At 61.7% G+C, this 17,621-nt stretch carries 15 protein-coding genes; 8 read left to right on the forward strand and 7 right to left on the reverse strand.

Annotated features, from left to right (window positions below; all coding sequences use genetic code 11):
- The first annotated feature begins 2 nt into the window (after nucleotides 1–2).
- Nucleotides 3–1,067: an Ldh family oxidoreductase gene (locus EV286_RS11520; RefSeq protein WP_132957177.1), complete on the forward strand. Its 1,065-nt coding sequence runs from the start codon at nucleotides 3–5 to the stop codon at nucleotides 1,065–1,067.
- A gap of 28 nt (nucleotides 1,068–1,095) precedes the next feature.
- On the opposite strand, the gene ugpC is transcribed toward EV286_RS11520, so the two are convergent.
- The 6 genes from ugpC to EV286_RS11550 form a co-directional block, all read right to left on the reverse strand.
- Entirely contained in the window at nucleotides 1,096–2,166 is a 1,071-nt protein-coding gene (ugpC, locus tag EV286_RS11525) for a sn-glycerol-3-phosphate ABC transporter ATP-binding protein UgpC (RefSeq protein ID WP_132957178.1), read from the reverse strand.
- Nucleotides 2,163–2,990, reverse strand: a complete 828-nt coding sequence (locus tag EV286_RS11530) for a carbohydrate ABC transporter permease (protein WP_132957179.1) — start codon at nucleotides 2,988–2,990, stop codon at nucleotides 2,163–2,165. The genes ugpC and EV286_RS11530 overlap by 4 nt, the downstream gene beginning before the upstream one ends.
- The gene (locus EV286_RS11535; RefSeq protein WP_132957180.1) at nucleotides 2,987–3,889 is read right to left on the reverse strand and encodes a sugar ABC transporter permease; all 903 of its coding nucleotides are present in this window, start codon (nucleotides 3,887–3,889) and stop codon (nucleotides 2,987–2,989) included. Before EV286_RS11535 ends, EV286_RS11530 begins: the two co-directional genes overlap by 4 nt.
- 109 nt (nucleotides 3,890–3,998) lie before the next feature.
- Nucleotides 3,999–5,231, reverse strand: a complete 1,233-nt coding sequence (locus tag EV286_RS11540) for a sugar ABC transporter substrate-binding protein (RefSeq protein ID WP_132957181.1) — start codon at nucleotides 5,229–5,231, stop codon at nucleotides 3,999–4,001.
- Nucleotides 5,232–5,296: 65 nt separating this feature from the next.
- On the reverse strand, nucleotides 5,297–6,199 hold the full coding sequence (locus EV286_RS11545) for a sugar phosphate isomerase/epimerase (protein ID WP_132957182.1): 903 nt from the start codon (nucleotides 6,197–6,199) through the stop codon (nucleotides 5,297–5,299).
- Nucleotides 6,200–6,210: 11 nt separating this feature from the next.
- The gene (locus tag EV286_RS11550) at nucleotides 6,211–7,245 is read right to left on the reverse strand and encodes a Gfo/Idh/MocA family oxidoreductase (protein ID WP_132957183.1); all 1,035 of its coding nucleotides are present in this window, start codon (nucleotides 7,243–7,245) and stop codon (nucleotides 6,211–6,213) included.
- Between the two features lie 309 nt (nucleotides 7,246–7,554).
- On the opposite strand from EV286_RS11550, the gene EV286_RS11555 reads away from it, so the two are divergent.
- A complete protein-coding gene (locus tag EV286_RS11555) occupies nucleotides 7,555–8,595 on the forward strand; it encodes a substrate-binding domain-containing protein (RefSeq protein ID WP_132957184.1) in 1,041 nt (346 codons plus the stop codon).
- Between the two features lie 98 nt (nucleotides 8,596–8,693).
- Nucleotides 8,694–10,208, forward strand: a complete 1,515-nt coding sequence (locus EV286_RS11560; RefSeq protein ID WP_132957185.1) for an alkaline phosphatase family protein — start codon at nucleotides 8,694–8,696, stop codon at nucleotides 10,206–10,208.
- A gap of 6 nt (nucleotides 10,209–10,214) precedes the next feature.
- On the opposite strand, the gene EV286_RS11565 is transcribed toward EV286_RS11560, so the two are convergent.
- Nucleotides 10,215–10,724: a DUF1993 domain-containing protein gene (locus EV286_RS11565; protein WP_132957186.1), complete on the reverse strand. Its 510-nt coding sequence runs from the start codon at nucleotides 10,722–10,724 to the stop codon at nucleotides 10,215–10,217.
- 370 nt (nucleotides 10,725–11,094) lie between these two features.
- Here EV286_RS11565 and EV286_RS11570 point away from each other — a divergent pair, with 370 nt between their 5' ends.
- The 5 genes from EV286_RS11570 to EV286_RS11590 all read left to right on the forward strand — a co-directional run bounded on the left by EV286_RS11570 (nucleotide 11,095) and on the right by EV286_RS11590 (nucleotide 17,621).
- Complete coding sequence (locus tag EV286_RS11570; RefSeq protein WP_132957187.1) at nucleotides 11,095–12,024, forward strand: sugar ABC transporter substrate-binding protein; 930 nt, start codon at nucleotides 11,095–11,097, stop codon at nucleotides 12,022–12,024.
- A gap of 71 nt (nucleotides 12,025–12,095) precedes the next feature.
- On the forward strand, nucleotides 12,096–13,637 hold the full coding sequence (locus tag EV286_RS11575; protein ID WP_132957188.1) for a sugar ABC transporter ATP-binding protein: 1,542 nt from the start codon (nucleotides 12,096–12,098) through the stop codon (nucleotides 13,635–13,637).
- 34 nt (nucleotides 13,638–13,671) lie between these two features.
- On the forward strand, nucleotides 13,672–14,697 hold the full coding sequence (locus tag EV286_RS11580; protein WP_132957189.1) for an ABC transporter permease: 1,026 nt from the start codon (nucleotides 13,672–13,674) through the stop codon (nucleotides 14,695–14,697).
- Between the two features lie 171 nt (nucleotides 14,698–14,868).
- Entirely contained in the window at nucleotides 14,869–15,936 is a 1,068-nt protein-coding gene (locus EV286_RS11585) for a dipeptidase (protein WP_132957190.1), read from the forward strand.
- A gap of 41 nt (nucleotides 15,937–15,977) precedes the next feature.
- A complete protein-coding gene (locus tag EV286_RS11590) occupies nucleotides 15,978–17,621 on the forward strand; it encodes an ABC transporter substrate-binding protein (protein WP_132957191.1) in 1,644 nt (547 codons plus the stop codon).

The following is a 17,621-nucleotide window of genomic DNA, read 5'->3' on the forward strand; positions in this document are numbered from 1 at the left end:
CCATGGCCGACAACGCCGTTTCCGACATTCGCTATTCCGCCACTGCGCTGGAAGCATTCGCGAAATCGCTGTTCTCCGCGGCGGGCCTCGATGAGGACAAGGCAACGTCCGTTGCCCGCTATCTCGTCGAAGCGGACCTCATGGGCCACACGACCCATGGCCTCGCCCTTGCCGGCTGGTATCTGCAGAGTATCGCCGATGGCGTCATGAAGGGCTCGGGGGCACCGGAGGTTATCTCGGATCGGGGCCCCGCGGTCGCCTGGAACGGCCAGCGGCTCCCCGGGGCGTGGCTGACGTCGGAGGCGGTAAAGCTTGCCTGCGAGCGCTCCGCGAAATTCGGCACCGCAACCGTCACCATCGCCGACAGCCATCATATCGGCTGCCTTGCCGCCTACCTCACAATCGCAACCGATCGAGGCTACATGGTGAGTATCGCAAGCTCCAGCCCATCCGGCGCTCAGGTCGCACCTTTCGGCGGCACCCGGGGCATCTATACGCCGAACCCGGTCGCCCATGGCATCCCGACGCCGGGAGATCCGATCCTCATCGATATCAGCGCCTCGATCACCACGGTCAACATGGCGCAACGTCTCATCCGCGACGGCCGCCAGTATGAGCACGAATGGCTGCTGGATGAGAACGGCAATCCGACGCGCGATCCCCGCGCGATCGAGCGCGGCGGCACGCTGCTGCCGACCGGTGGGCTGGACCATGGCCAGAAGGGATATGGGATGGCACTGCATGTGGAAGCCTTTACGCAGGGTCTCGCCGGCTATGGCCGTGCGGATTCGCCGAAGGGGACGAGCGCCGCCGTCACCGTGCAGGTCTTCGATCCCGATGCCTTTGGCGGCCGTGAGGCGTTCCTGAAGCAGACCGGCTGGCTGGCAGCGGCCTGCCACGACAATCCTCCACGCCCGGGCGTGGCGCGTGTCCGCCTTCCCGGCGAAAACGGCCTTGCCAAAAAGCGCAAAGCGCAGGCAGAGGGCGTACCGCTCTTTCCTGCCATCATGCCCTCGCTCCGGCCTCATGCCGAACGGCTGGGCGTCACGCCGCCGACCGCAGGCTGACGACGCCTGGGCTCTGCGGCCTCTGGTCTTAGATTCGCATGCCGCTTGTCTGATCGAAGAGATGCAGCTGCGAGGATTCGACGATCAGGCCGATCGTCTCGCCGGCATGGACCTTCCCGCGGCCCGTCTCTACGATCGTCAGCTCCGGCGTCGTCGCAGCAGTCAGGAAGGTAGACGAGCCCGTCGATTCGACCACCGCGATCGGAACGTCGAAACTGCCCTGCCCGGCACCGGTCGTGCCGATATGCTCAGGCCGGATCCCAGCCGTGACCTTGCGTCCCGGCTGGAGCTGGTGGTCGATCGCGACCTTCTGTCGGATGGTGCCAAGATCGAGCGAGAGGCTCTTTCCATCTTCATTGACCGTCGCCGGAATGAAGTTCATCGCCGGCGAACCAATGAAGCCCGCGACAAATTTATTAGCCGGCTTATCATATAGATCCAGCGGCTGCCCCTGCTGCTCGATGACGCCTTCCCTCATGACCACGACGTGATCGGCCATGGTCATGGCCTCGATCTGGTCGTGGGTGACATAGACCGAGGTTGCATGCAGGCGATCATGCAGGGCGCGGATCTCCTTGCGCATGTGGACGCGCAGCGCCGCATCGAGGTTCGACAGCGGCTCGTCGAAGAGGAAGGCCTTGGGATGGCGGATGATCGCGCGGCTCATGGCGACGCGCTGGCGCTGGCCGCCGGAAAGCTCGCGCGGGTAGCGCTTCAGGAGGCGCGAAAGCCCGGTGGTGGCGGCGACTTCCTCGGCCGCCTTCTTCGCCTCGGCCTTGGCGACGCCGCGTATGCGCAGGCTGTAGGTCAGGTTTTCCTCGACGGTCATGTGCGGATAGAGCGCATAGGACTGGAAGACCATGGCGACGTCGCGCTTGCGCGGCGGCACATTGTTCATCAGCTCGCCGGCGATCTTCAACTCGCCCTCGGTGATGGTTTCCAGGCCCGCGAGGGAGCGAAGAAGAGTGGACTTCCCGCAACCCGACGGACCCACCAGGGCGACGAACGTGCCCTTGGCGATCGACAGGTTGATGTTTTTCAGGGCGTGAAACGCACCGTAATGCTTGTTGACGCCGCTGAGCTCGATCTGATTGGTCATTTGAGGGCTCCAGAGGTGAGGCCGGATACGATGCGGCGCTGCAAGAGAACAAAGATGGCAAGGATCGGCGTCACATACATCGTGGCGTAGGCCATGATGTTGTTCCACTCATTGGTATTCGGCCCCATGAAGGAATTGAGGCCGACGCTCGCCGGCTGAAGTTCGGCCGCCTGGATCATCGACTTCGAATAGACGAATTCGCCGAAGGCCTGCATGAAGATGAGGATGGCGCTGACGAGGATGCCGTTGCGGGCAAGCGGCAGCACGATGTTGAAGAAAGCGCCGACGCGGGAATTGCCGTCGACGAGGGCTGCCTCCTCGAGTTCCATCGGCACCGCCATGAAGGTGGCGCGCACCAGCACGACGAAGAAGGGCATGCTCTTGGCGGCAATCGAGATCACCACGGCGAGCCGCGGATAGTCCAGCATGCCAAGCTGCGAGAAGCCGACGAAGATCGGGGTCACCATCAGCGATGCCGGCAGAACCTGCAGCATCAGGATGAGGAAGAGGCCGATATCGACCCAGATGTTGCGGTAACGCGCCAGCACGTAGGCGCAGCCGACGCCAAGTACGGTGATGAGCGTCACCGAGCCGAGCGCGATGACCAGGGAGTTCCAGAGATAGCGCCCCATCCCGCGACTTTCCCACACATAGCCGTAGGTGCCCCATTGGGGATCGCTCGGCCAGAAGCTAGGCGGTGTGGCAAACATCTCGGAGCCGCTCTTCAGCGCCGTGATGTACATCCAGTAGAGGGGGAAGAGGTAGATCGCCGCCATGACAATGGCGATCGCGAGCATCAGGCGGTTGCGCATTGTCTCGGTCATCCGCGCACCTCATGGCGTGTCGAGCGGACATAGACGACAGAGGCGAACATGACGAACACGATCATGATAACGGAGATCGTCGCGCCCTTGGCGAAATCATACTGGCGGAAGGACAGATCCCAGGCCCAGTATTGCGTGACGTTGGACGAATTGTTCGGTCCGCCTGACGTGATCGCCGCGAAGAGGTCGAACTGCTGCAGCGTAAAGATCAGGCCGAGGGCGACAATGGCGCCGATCGTCGAGCGCATCATCGGCAGCGTGATCGTCCAGAAGCGCTGCCAGGCATTGGCGCCGTCGAGTTCGGCCGCTTCGTAGAGATCGCCGGGAATGCCGGAAAGACCAACCGAGAGCAGGATCATGTTGAAGGCGGTGCCGAGCCAGACATTGGCGATGATCACGGCATAGAGCGAGAAATGAGGGTCCGAGCGCCAGAAGATGTTGCTGCTGATGATGCCGCTTTCCTTCAGGATGAAATTCAGGACCCCGAAATCGCCTGAAAGAATCCAGTTCCAGATCGCGCCGACGACGAGACCGGGCATGACCCAGGACACCAGAAACAGCCCGCGCAGCCACGACGCGCCGGGAAAGTTGACCCAGAAGAACAGCGCCAGGCCGAAGCCGATCAGGAACTGGCCGGCAATGGACCCGACGACAAAGATCACGGTGTTGCGGAAAATCGGCCAGGTTTCCGGCTGCGCGAAGAGGTCGGTATAGTTCTTGAAGCCGACGAAAGGACGCGAGAAGGTCCCGAGGCTGAACATGTCGACCTCCTGGAAGCTCATCACGACATTGTAGATGAGCGGCAGGCCCGCCATGACGAATAGAAAGGCGAGCGGAAAGGCGACAAGCGCGATATCGAAGCCGCGGCCGTCCCTGACGCTGGAAAGAATCCTTTTCATCGGTCCTCCGATACTCCGAACGGGGCTGCCCTGCGCTTCCGCCTCAAGACAGCTCCCGTCGGGAGGAAATGACGGGATGGCCCAGGAGCCATCCGGTTATGCTGGGGGATCAGCCGAGCACGGCATTGATCTTTTCGGCAGCCTGATCAAGCGCGTCCTTGGGGCTCATCTGGCCAGTCAGGGCAGCCTGGATGGCGTCCTGGATCGCCTTGGAGATCTTCGGCCATTGCGGATGCGGGCCGCGCGGCTTGGCATACTTCAGCTGCTCGATGAAGACCTTGAGCGCCTCATCCTTGAGCGGTTCGCCGGTCGCCGGAATGGTGATGTCGGAACGGGCCGGAAGCTGGCCGTAGTTCTTGAACATCTTGTCGTCCTGCGAGGCGAAGAATTCGAGAGCCTTGAATGCCTCGGCCGGGTGCTTCGTGCTGGCAAAGACGGCCCAGTTGAAATCACCCATGGCCGACGAGCGCTCGGCGCCTTCCGTCGGGACCGGAAGCAGCGCAACGCCCCAGTCGAACTTGGCTTCCTTCATCATGCGGTCGAGTTCCCACGGACCCGAGATCGCCATGGCCGCGTTTCCGGAATTGAAGGTGCCGGTCGAATCCCACTGACCGCGTGTCAGCGTATCCGGCGAGGCAAGCTTCTCGTCCATGATGGTCTTCCAGGTCTCGAGCGCCTTCACGGCACCGTCGGAATTGATATGCTCGTAGCTGCCGCCAGCCATCTGCGCCCAGGGAAGGAACTGGAAGGTGCCCTCCTCATTCGCCTTGGCGGAGAATGCCAGGCCATAGACGTTCTTGGCCGGATCCGTCAGCTTGCGCGCATCCTCGACGAGCTCGTCCCAGGTCTGCGGCGGCTTGTTCGGGTCGAGGCCCTTCGCCTTGAACATGTCCTTGTTGTAGTAAAGGGCAATCGTGTTCGTCGCCTTAGGAATGCCGTAGTATTTGCCGTCCCACTCGACCGACTTCAGCGGACCGGGGAAATAATTGTCCGGCTTGATGACCGTCGATTTCGAGATCATGTCGGTGAGATCGAGAAAGGCGCCGCGCGAGGAAAACAGCGCGTGCTCCGGATTGTCGACCGCGATGATGTCGGGTGCCTGGCCCGTCGCGTAGGCGCGCATCGCTTCGGTGACGACGTCATCGAACTGGATCAGACGGTATTCGATCTTGATGCCGTTGTTCTGGGCGTTGAATTCCTTGACGAGGTTCGGTGCCGGCTGGATGTCCTTGTCCAGAGACCAGAGCGTCAGCGTCACGTCTTCCGCCTTGGCGGCAAGACCGAAAAGCGAGACGCCTGCCAGCGCGAGGGCGCCTATCATTGCGAATTTGCGGATACCCATGGTTCTCCTCCTTGGTGGTTATCCTGTCGGAAGCCGGCGATACCTCCTCGCCGGCTGCGATTTCATCAGACCGGATCGACGACGAAATCGCCGCCCCGGGCATGCTTCAAGTAGTTCAGCCCGTGGACCTGACCGGTCATCTCGAGCGCATCGCGGTAGACCGGGTCGTGCCAGCCTTCGATGTCGATCGAACCGGACCAGCCGGCAAGCCGCAGCTCGGAGATGATGTCCGTCCAGTTGCTGTCGCCGAAGCCCGGCGTGCGCATGAAGACGAACTTCTCCTTGCCGAAGATCCCGTGCTCCTTGATGACATCCCAGCGGATCGTCGCGTCCTTGCCGTGCACATGGAAGATCTTCTTGGCCCATTTGCGGATCTGCGGCAGCGGCTCGATCAGATAGACCATCTGGTGGCACGGCTCCCATTCGAGGCCGATATTGTCGTCCGGCGTCTCGTTGAACATCAGCTCCCAGGCGTCGGGATTGTGCGCGATGTTCCAGTCACCGGTCGCCCAGTTGCCATCCATGGCGCAGTTTTCGAAGGCGATCTTGACGCCCTTGTCGGCTGCGCGCTTGGCAAGCTCGCTCCAGACCTTGCGGTAGCGCGGCAGGCTGTCGGTCAGTGGCCTGTTGCGGATGCGGCCGGTGAAGCCCGCAACGCAGGTGGCCCCGAAATGATGGGCGTTGTCGATGCAGTCCTTCCAGCCCTGCAGCGTCTGCTGGTCGATCTCGGTGTCCTCGAGCGGATTGCCGAACATGCCGAGCGTCGAAATCGTGATGTCGCGGTCGCCGATGGCATTGACGCAGCGCTTGCCGAGCTCGGCAATATCCTGCCCGTTGGTGGTCTGCCAGAAGAAGGGTTCGAAACTCTCGAAACCGAGGTCTGCGATCTGGGAAATGCGCTTGTCGGCGCCGCCCTTGGTGGCGCTGACCATGGTACCGATGCGAATGGACTTTGCTGGGTTACTCACGATCTCGATCCTTATGCTGAAATTTCGATACGCTTGCCTGTCTTGGCGCTCTCGATTGCGCCGAAGACCATGGCTAGGCTTCTGATATTGTCGGAGCTGGCGGTCTCGGGCCGCTTGCCGGTCCTGATCGCTTCAACGAAGCTTGCGATGACGCTGGCATGGCCATGCGTTTCCTGTTCGTCGGCGGGTGAAAGCACCTCGACCGGTGAGAAGCCGTGCAGAAGTCCGGGCTCCTGCCCTGCCACCGCAGCGCTGAAGGTATCGCCACCGTCCCAGGTGAGCATTCCCTTGGAGCCGACGAGGCGCCATTGGCTCTCCCAGCTCGTGCGCTCGCCTTCGGCGCACCAGGAGCCGCGATAGGTAAAGACGACATCGTCCGAGAATTCGAAGGTGGCATTGGCAGTCGCGCCGTGGCGATACCAGGAACCCTTCGGATTCTTCTCGACGCAATACACAGCGAGCGGCTTCTTGTCGGCGACGAAGCGGGCCGCATCGAAGGTGTGGATCGCCATGTCGAGGAGCAGCACGTTGTCCATCTCCTCGCGGAAACCGCCGAAATGCGGAGCGATGAAGAAGTCGCAATGGATGCCGGTCAGTTCCCCGATCGCACCACTTTCGACGAAGCGGCGCATGCGCCGGACGCCCGAGATGAAGCGGCGGTTCTGGATGATCGCGTGGATCCGGCCGGTCTCGGCCGCAAGATCGATGAGCGCCGCGCCTTCCCCAAGCGAGGTCGCCATCGGCTTCTCGCTGAGCACGTGGCAACCCGCCTTGAGTGCCGTCGAAACGACGTCGAAACGGGCGGCGGGGATAACGACGTCGAACACGATGTCGGCTTTGGTCTTCGCAATTACGTCGGCAAGGTCACTGCCGATGACGGCATCGCCGAGACCGAATTCCGCGGCGAGCTTTTCGGCAGCCGCCGGATTGACGTCGACAAGACCCTTGACCTCCATCGCTTCGGCGAGGGTCTGGTTTTCCTTGATGGCGCGCAGCCAGCCCTTGGACATAGCTCCGCACCCGCAGAGAACGGCATTGAATTTCACGATTTCCTCCAGCAGGGCGCTTCAGTTTTCCTCCCAAAGCGCTACCGTAAACGTTTACGACACTAATCGGAAACGTTTACTGCTGTCAATAGCAGCTCGATATATCGAAATTGCGATGTAAATCATTGCTATCGCCGGGTCTTTGCCTGATGCAGCCACCGGCCGGGCAAAAAAGAATCTTCCCTGGTCGTGACCGCAAGGCACAATCGGGTGCAGTTGGCGATCCACCGCTCCATGGGGACACTTTCCGTAAACGTTTTCCTATGGCAATAAAGGAGTAGAAATCCTCAGGAGGAGCGCCTGCCACAGATGAAGGGAATCCGTCAGCTTGCCAAGCATCTCGACATCTCGATCGGGACCGTCTCACGTGCGCTAAACGGCAAGTCGGATGTGAACGAGGAGACGCGCAAGCGCGTCCTCGCCGCCGCCGAGGAATTCGGCTACGTCGCAAACCAATCCGGGCGCAGCCTCCGGCAGGGGACGACCAATGTCATCGGCCTTATGATCGAATCGAGCAAGGAGACGGTCGAGAACAGCGACAACTTCTTTCTCGGCGTCACCGGCGGCCTGCAGACCGTGCTCGCTCGCCACAACCTCGATCTCGTCATGCTTCCTTGCCCGAGCGACGAAGACCCTTACGAATATCTGAAGCGCATGGTGGCGCGGCGGGTGGTCGATGCGATGATCATCTCCGCCACCCAGCGGATAGACCGGCGCATCGACCTGCTCGTCAAAGCAAAGATTCCGTTCGTCGGGCTTGGCCGCAGTTCCTCCGGCGGCGACAGCTACACCTGGATCGACCTCGATTTCGAGGGTGTCGCGACCTCCGCTGTCGACCGGCTGGTTGCCAAGGGCCATCGCCGCATCGCGATCGCCGCACCGTCGACCGACATCAATCTCGGCTACGTTTTCGTCGACGCCTATCGGCAGGCGCTGGAGAGGCACGGTATCGACTACGATCCGGAGCTTGTAATCCGTGTAAAATCCAGCGAGCAGGGAGGCTATCAGGCCGGACACGAGCTCCTGATGATCCAGGAAAAACCGACCGCGATCATCCTGATCTACGAGCTGATGGCCATCGGGCTCTATCGCCGTCTCGTCGAGGCAGGGATCGTGCCCGGCCGTGATCTCGCGGTCATCGGCTTCCGCGAAGAACCGCGCGCGAAATTCCTGCAGCCGACGCTCACCTGCTTTCGCATGTCGCTGCGTGATCTCGGCGTCGAGCTCGCCGAAACCCTGCTTGCCACGATGCCCGCCTATGCCGATTCCTATCCGAAGGGTGCCCGCAACACGATCTGGCCGCTTGAGCTCGTCCCTGGAGAGAGCGATGCTTTTGCTCTCGATTCCTGACGCCGGTTGATCCCGCTCGAAGCGTGCCCGTCTTCCTCCGGTCGTCCAACTCGTCTAAGCCTTCGCGGATTGACGGGATTCGGCGAAGAGGACTACGCATGGCGAACATTCTGCTTATCACCGCGGATCAATGGCGCGGAGATTGCCTCTCGGCCGTCGGCCATCCCAGAATGAAGACACCGAATGTCGATGCACTCGCCCGCGAGGGCGTGCTGTTCCGCCGGCACTTTGCCGGTGCCGCACCCTGCTCGCCGGCCCGCGCGACGCTCTATACCGGCCTCTACCAGATGAACCATCGCGTCTGCCGCAACGGCTCGCCGCTCGACGCACGCTTCGACAATCTGGCACTTGCGGCGCGACGCGCCGGCTACGACCCGACCCTTTTTGGCTATACCGACACTGCGCCCGATCCGCGCGGCATGGATGCGAACGACCCGCATCTGACGACCTACGAGGGCGTCCTGCCCGGCTTCACGGCGCGCCAGCTTCTGCCCGAGCATGAAAAGCAGTGGCTCTCCTGGCTGCGCGAGCGCGGCCATGCCGATGCCACGAGCCGCGATATCCACATTCCAGTCGGCGCTCGGCCGGGCGAAATCTCCAACAAGGCGCCCGCCTACTCCAAGGACGAGACCCAGACCGCCTTCATGACCGGCGAGTTCATTCGCTGGCTCGGCGAACAGGATGCGCCATGGTTTGCCCATGTCTCGTTCCTGAGGCCGCACCCACCCTTTTCCGTTCCGGCGCCCTATAACACCATGTTCGACCCGTCCACGGACGGGACCATCGCACGGGCCCCAAAGCGCGAGACCGAGGCTGCCGCACATCCTTATCTCGCCTACGCGATTGAGGGCCTGAACAAGTCGAGCTTCATTCATGGCGCGCAAGGCCCGGCCGGCGACTGGGATGCAGGGGATTTTGCGGCGATCCGCGCGATCTACCACGGCATGATCGCCGAGGTCGACGCGCAGCTCGGCCGCATCTGGCAGGCGCTGAAAGATAGCGGCGCCTGGGAGGATACGCTCATCGTCTTTACCTCCGATCATGCGGAGATGGCCGGCGACCACTGGTCTCTCGGCAAGGGAGGCTTTTTCGACGGAAGCTATCACGTGCCGCTCGTCATTCGCGATCCGAAACGCGCTTCCTCCGCCGGGCACCAGATCGATCGGTTCACCAGCGCGGCCGATATCTTCCCCACGCTCTCCGACTATATCGGCGCAGCACCGGGCAACCATGTCGACGGCGACACGCTGATGCCGTTTCTGGATGGGCAGGAGCCGTCGCAATGGCGCGACGCGGCCTTCTGGGAGTTCGATTTCCGTGACATCGCCAATGGCGAGGCGGAGCGGCACTTTGGCTTGCGGTCGAACCAATGCAATCTCGCCGTCATTCGCGACGACCGCTTCAAATACGTGCATTTCGCCGGCCTGCCGGCCCTGCTCTTCGACCTCCAGAACGATCCGATGGAGCTCGAAAACCGCGCCACCGACCCGGCCTATGCGGCCGTCAGGCTGGAATATGCCGAGAAGCTCCTGTCGCTGCGCGCCCGGCATCTCGACCAGACGCTCGCCTATACGGAGCTTACCGAGAAGGGGCCGGTCAGTTACCGGCCCTGAAGCATCTCAGGCGAAGCTGCCAAGATAGTCCATCTTGCCGACGCTGACGCCCTTGTGGCGCAGGATGGCGTGGGCCGTCGCTACGTGGAAGAAGAAGTTCGGCAGGGCAAAGGTCAGCACATATTCGTCACCGCGCAACACGGTTTTGGTGCCACCGGGCGAGATCGTCACTTCCCGCGCATCACTGCCCTCGAAAGCCTCCGGCGCCACTGAAGCGAGGAAATTCCTTGCCTTGCTGACACGCTCGCGCAACTCCGCGACCGTCGCCTCGTTGTCCTCGAAACGAGGTGCCTCAATCCCCGTCAGACGACCGATAGCAAATTTCGCCGTGTCGGTAGCCCGTTGATACTGCCCGGCAAGCCCGAGCATGTCGGGGGCCAGGCGCACGGCGACCAGCGCGTCGACGTTTTCACCCGCTTCCCTCGCATGCGCCTCGGCCTTGTCCAGATAGACGGCAAGATTGGCGAGGCCGCGCTGAAAGACCGGCACGGTCATGCGGTACATCGAAATGGACATGGTTGTTTTCCCCAAAGTGAAGAGCCGCGTCGGAGGGCTCGACCAGCCTCGCGACGGCGAGGTTTCCCTCTGCGGCATGCAGATAGGCGACGCTGAGATCAGTTACAACGGGAGGGAGCGCACCCTATCTGCCGCGATCTTATTTTCGTCCGTCCGGCAGGTCCGGCAGTGCCTTAGACTCCAAACAGGGTTGACGTTCGCGCCAGAAAATGGAATGAATATTCCGCGAGACAAATTTTTCGGTTTGTTTGTTCCGTTTCGATCTCGACGCTCCGGGGAGTGGCGCTTGATCGTACAGACTTTGCCCGCCGTTCGACGGCGGGATCCGGCAATTGGAGGTGGGCCGGACACCGCTTGTGGAGGAGATAAAATGAAGAAGTTTTTCTTGGGCACCGCGATGGTGCTCGTCCTGTCGACGGCCGCTCACGCCGAGACGGTTGGCGTTTCGATGTCGAAGTTCGACGATAATTTCCTGACGGTTCTGCGCAACGGCATGTCCGACTACGCAAAGACCCTCAACGGCGTGACGCTGCAGATCGAAGACGCCCAGAACGACGTCGCAAAGCAGCAGAGCCAGATCCAGAACTTCATCGCCGCGGGCGTCGACGCGATCGTCGTGAACCCGGTTGATACGGACGCGACGACCGCAATGTCGAAGATCGCCGCCGACGCCGGCATACCGCTCGTCTACGTCAACCGCGAACCTGTCAACGTTGACAGCCTTCCGGACAAGCAAGCCTTCGTTGCTTCGAACGAAGCTGAATCCGGCACCCTAGAGGCGAAGGAAATTTGCCGGCTGCTCGGCGGCAAGGGCAAGGCCGTCATCCTGATGGGCGAACTTTCGAACCAGGCTGCCCGGATGCGCACCAAGGACGTGCATGACGTCGTGGCGACGGACGAATGCAAGGGCATCGAAATCGTCGAAGAGCAGACAGCCAACTGGCAGCGCACGGAAGGTTCGGACCTGATGACCAACTGGCTCTCCAGCGGCATCGAGTTCGACGCCGTCATCTCCAACAATGACGAGATGGCGATCGGCGCCATCCAGGCTCTCAAGGCGGCCGGCAGGGGCATGGACACCGTGATCATCGGCGGTGTTGACGCCACGCAGGATGCGCTCGCAGCGATGCAGGCCGGCGACCTCGACGTAACGGTCTTCCAGGACGCCGCCGGCCAGGGCAAGGGCGCGGTGGACACGGCTCTGAAGCTCGTCAAGGGCGAACCGGTCGAGAAGAAGGTATACATCCCCTTCCAGCTCGTCACGCCCGACAACGTCAAGGACTTCGTCGCGAAGAACTGATTGCGAGACCGGGGATGGGGGCGCTCGCGCCCGCATCCCCGCTTTGAGACGTGTTCCGGGAGGGAACTGAGATGGCCGTCAGCCCGTCCACCATGGCAGCAGTGCGCGAAAGCGGCGCTATTCCCAACGCCGAATTCCTGTTGGCCGCGGAAGGCATCCGCAAGGAGTTTCCCGGCGTCGTCGCCCTCGACGACGTGCAATTCAAGCTGAAGCGCGGCACCGTGCACGCCCTGATGGGCGAAAACGGCGCCGGCAAATCCACATTGATGAAGATTCTCGCCGGCATCTACACGCCGGACAAGGGCGAGGTGCACCTCAAGGGCGTGGATATCCGCCTGAAGTCGCCCCTCGATGCACTGGAAAACGGCATTGCCATGATTCATCAGGAACTGAACCTGATGCCCTTCATGACGGTTGCGGAGAATATCTGGATCCGCCGCGAGCCGAAGAACCGCTTCGGTTTCATCGATCACGGTGCGATGCACCGCATGACCGAGGAACTCTTCGACCGGCTGAACATCGCGCTCGATCCGGATATCGAGGTTCGCCACCTCTCGGTCGCGAACCGCCAGATGGTCGAGATCGCCAAGGCAGTCTCCTACAAATCCGACGTCCTCATCATGGACGAGCCAACATCGGCGCTCACCGAGCACGAGGTCGACCATCTCTTCCAGATCATCCGGGACCTGCGCGCGCGCGGCATCGGCATCGTCTACATCACCCACAAGATGAATGAGTTGTTCGAGATCGCCGACGAATTCTCCGTCTTCCGCGACGGCAAATATATCGGCACGCACGCATCGACCGATGTGACCCGCGACGACATCATCCGCATGATGGTCGGCCGCGAGATCACCCAGATGTTCCCCAAGGAGGAAGTGCCGATTGGCGACGTGGTCCTCTCCGTGAAGGACCTTTCCCTCAAGGGCATCTTCTCGAACGTATCCTTCGATGTGCGGGCCGGCGAGATCCTCGGCGTCGCCGGTCTGGTCGGCTCCGGCCGCTCCAATGTCGCCGAAACGCTGTTCGGCGTCACACCCGCTAGTTCGGGAAGCATCGAGCTCTACGGCAGGCCGGTCGACATCACTTCGCCGACGGTCGCCATCCAGCACCACATGGCGTTCCTCACCGAAGACCGCAAGGACACCGGCTGTCTTCTGATCCTGAACGTCCTTGAGAACATGCAGATCGCGGTCTTGCAGGACAAGTTCGTGAAGGGCGGCTTCGTACAGGAAAGCGCTATCGAGGCGACCTGCGAGGACATGGCGGCCAAACTGCGCGTCAAGACGCCGAACCTCGACGAGCGCGTCGAGAACCTATCGGGCGGCAACCAGCAGAAGGTGCTGATCGGTCGCTGGCTGCTCACCAATCCGCGCATCCTGATCCTCGACGAGCCGACGCGCGGCATCGATGTCGGCGCCAAGGCGGAGATTCATCGACTGGTGACGGAGATGGCGCGCAACGGCGTGGCGGTGATCATGATCTCGTCGGAAATGCCGGAAGTGCTCGGCATGAGCGACCGCATCATGGTCATGCACGAGGGTCGGGTCACCGGCTTTCTCGACCGCGCCGAAGCAACCCAGATCAAGGTGATGGAACTGGCTGCGCAGTGATCGCGCGCAGGCCCTCACGAAAGGGAGGAATGACATGAGTACGAAAGCTGCGGAGAGCACCGCCCCGCTGATAACGCGAACGAGGCGCCGAAGGGTTCCCCCGGAGTTCAACATCTTCCTGGTGCTGATCGGCATTGCGCTCGTCTATGAGGTCCTCGGCTGGATCTTCATCGGCCAGAGCTTCCTCATGAATCCGCAGCGCCTGACGATCATGATCCTGCAGGTTTCCGTCATCGGCATCATCGCCGTGGGTGTCACGCAGGTCATCATTACCGGCGGTATCGACCTTTCCTCGGGTTCCGTCGTCGGCATGACGGCAATGATCGCGGCGAGCTTTGCCCAGGCATCTACCTGGCCCCGCGCCCTCTATCCGTCTCTCACCGATCTGCCCTTCTTCATTCCGATCGGGGTCGGCCTGCTCATCGGGCTTGCCGCCGGTTACATCAACGGTCAGCTGATCGCGCGGACGAAAATCCCTCCGTTCATCGCCACGCTCGGCATGATGGTGTCGGCACGCGGCGTCTGCAAATGGTACACGAAGGGCCAACCGGTCTCCGGACTGACCGACCAGTTCAACTTCATCGGCACCGGCGTCTGGCCCGTGGTCGTCTTTCTTGTCGTCGCCCTGATCTTTCACATCGCGCTGCGCTACACCCGCTACGGCAAGTTCACCTATGCGATCGGCGCGAACGTTCAGGCTGCGCGCGTCTCCGGCATCAACATCGAGGCGCACCTGATCAAGGTCTACGCGATCGCCGGCCTGCTTGCGGGTCTGGCCGGCGTCGTCACGGCGGCGCGCGCCCAGACCGCACAGGCGGGCATGGGCGTGATGTACGAGTTGGACGCGATCGCCGCCACGGTCATCGGCGGCACCTCGCTGACCGGCGGCGTTGGCCGTATCACGGGCACGGTGATCGGCACGATCATCCTGGGCGTGATGACTTCCGGCTTCACCTTCCTGCGGGTCGACGCCTACTACCAGGAGATCGTCAAGGGCATCATCATCATCGCGGCCGTTGTCATCGACGTCTACCGACAGAAGAAACGCGCAAAACATTGACGCGCGAGCCCATCGAATATCAGTGGCAGGCGGGGCTTACCCCGCCTGCGGCGTTTTTGAGTCTGCGGCGCCGACCAGTGAACCTACTAAAAAATAGGTCTGGCGAATCCTCTCATCGTGCTTATTCTGGCGCCTTTCATCTACTCGCTTGAGCCCCTGCCAGGATAAGACATGCAAGCCGTATTCGATGGTCATAACGACGTTCTCCTGAGACTTTGGACGCATATGCGCGAGGGTTCGGACCCAATCGCCGAATTCGCGGAAGGAACGGCAGCCGGGCACATCGATGGTCCCCGGGCCCGAGCAGGTGGGCTCGCCGGCGGTCTCTGCGCAATTTACGTTCCCTCCGGGGACCTCGTCTTTGCAGATCCGGATTTTCGCGGTCACTATGCGACGCCGCTTGCCGCTCCGCTCGAGCGCAGCCCCTCTCTCGATATAGCCCTTGAAATGGCGGCCATCGCCCTGAGGCTGGACCGGGCTGGCGCATGGCGTCTGTGCCGCTCGACCCGCGACATCCGCAGGGCAATGGACAGCGGCATCTTCGCGGCGGTGATGCATATCGAGGGCTGCGAGGCGATTGATCCCGACCTTGCCGCCCTGGAAACATTCCATGCCGCCGGCCTGCGATCCCTCGGCCCCGTATGGAGCCGCAACAATGTGTTCGGCCATGGCGTGCCCTTCGCCTATCCGATGACGCCGGATACCGGCCCGGGCCTGACGGAAGCCGGCTTCGCCCTCGTGCGCGAATGCAACCGGCTCGGTATCCTCATCGATCTCGCGCACATCACCGAAAAGGGTTTCTGGGACGTGGCTAAGACCACCGACCAGCCGTTGGTCGCGAGCCATTCCAATGCCCATGCGCTGACGCCCGTCGCCCGCAACCTGACCGACAGGCAGCTCGATGCGATCCGAGAGAGCAACGGGCTCGTCGGCGTGAACTACGCAACCGCCATGCTGCGCGCCGACGGCCGCTCCGATGCGGCAACGCCTCTGGAAGACATGATCCGCCACATCGACTACCTCGTCGAGCGGATTGGCATCGATCATGTCGCTCTCGGATCGGACTTTGACGGAGCCACGATACCCGAGGAAATCGGCGACGCCGCCGGCAACCAAAAGCTGATTGCCGCCCTCAAAAGCGTTGGATATGGTGACGCGGATTTGACGAAGTTGGCCCGGGAGAACTGGCTTCGCATCCTGGCTTCGGCGTGGAGGGAGAACGTCGCCGGAGCCGCTTGAACAGAGTTACAGATAGGCATTCAAATAAAAGGGGAACAAAAATGATCATCAATAAAGTCAGCCGCACCGTCCGCATTCTTTCCGCAAGCGCCGCCATGTCGCTGCTGATGATGACAGCGCCTGCCGCATTCGCTGTGACGCCGGCCGACACGCTCGTCGAAGGCTTCGCGATCGACGACATCATCACCATGGACCCAGGTGAAGCCTTCGAGCTTTCGACCGCAGAAGTGACGAGCAACACCTACAGCCTGCTCGTGCGTCTCGACATGAACGACACGTCGAAGATCGTGGGCGATCTCGCCGAGAGCTGGACCGTTTCCGATGACGGCTTGACCTATACCTTCAAGCTTAAGCCCGACCTGAAGTTCGCCTCGGGCAACCCGATCACCGCCGAGGACGTCGCATGGTCCTTCGAGCGTGCCGTCAAGCTCGACAAGAGCCCCGCCTTCATCCTCACCCAGTTCGGCCTCACCGGCGACAATGTCACCGAAAAGGCAAAGGCCACCGATCCGACCACCTTCACCTTCACCGTCGACAAGGCCTATGCACCGAGCTTCGTGCTGAACTGCCTGACTGCAACCGTCGCTTCCGTAGTCGACAAGAAACTGGTCCTGGACCATGTGAAGCCTGTCAACGTGGACGCCGAGCACAAGTACGACAACGACTTCGGCAACGAGTGGCTGAAGACCGGCTATGCCGGTTCGGGCGCCTTCAAGCTGCGTGAATGGCGCGCCAACGAAGTCGTGGTGCTGGAGCGCAACGACAACTACTACGGCGAAAAGCCGAAGCTCGCCCGCGTCATCTATCGCTATATGAAGGAAAGCTCGGGCCAGCGCCTCGCGCTTGAGGCAGGCGATATCGACATCGCCCGCAACCTGGAGCCCGGCGATCTCGACGCGATTTCGAAGAATGCCGAGCTCGCGACGACCAGCGCGCCGAAGAGCACCGTCTACTACGTCAGTCTCAACTCGAAGAACGAGAACCTGAAGAAGCCTGAAGTCCAGGAAGCCTTCAAATATCTCGTTGATTACGACGCGATCGGCGCGACCCTCATCAAGGGTATCGGCGAGATCCACCAGACCTTCCTGCCCGAGGGCCAGCTCGGTGCACTCAACGACAATCCCTACAAGCTCGATGTGGCCAAGGCCAAGGAACTGCTCGCCAAGGCTGGCCTGCCGGATGGCTTCTCGGTCACCATGGACGTTCGTAACACGCAGCCGGTAACCGGCATCGCCGAATCCATGCAGCAGACGCTTGCCCAGGCCGGCGTGAAGCTGGAGATCATCCCCGGCGACGGCAAGCAGACGCTGACCAAGTTCCGTGCACGTACGCACGACATGTATATCGGCCAGTGGGGCTCGGACTATTTTGACCCGAACTCCAACGCCGACACCTTCACCTCCAACCCGGACAATTCCGACGAGGGCACGGTGAAGACGCTCGCCTGGCGCAACACGTGGGAAGCGCCGGAGCTCGACAAGACGACCAAGGCTGCTCTGCTGGAGCGTGACGCCGCCAAGCGCGCCGCCATGTACGAAGACGTCCAGAAGAAGTTCCTGGCCAACAGCCCCTTCGTCGTCATCTTCCAGCAGATCGAAGTTGCCGGCTATCGCAAGAGCCTGAAGGACTTCAAGCTTGGACCGAGCTTCGACACCAACTACGTCGGCCCGATCGGCAAGGAATGA

Source organism: Rhizobium sp. BK251 (assembly GCF_004345245.1).
Classification (GTDB): Bacteria; Pseudomonadota; Alphaproteobacteria; order Rhizobiales; family Rhizobiaceae; genus Rhizobium.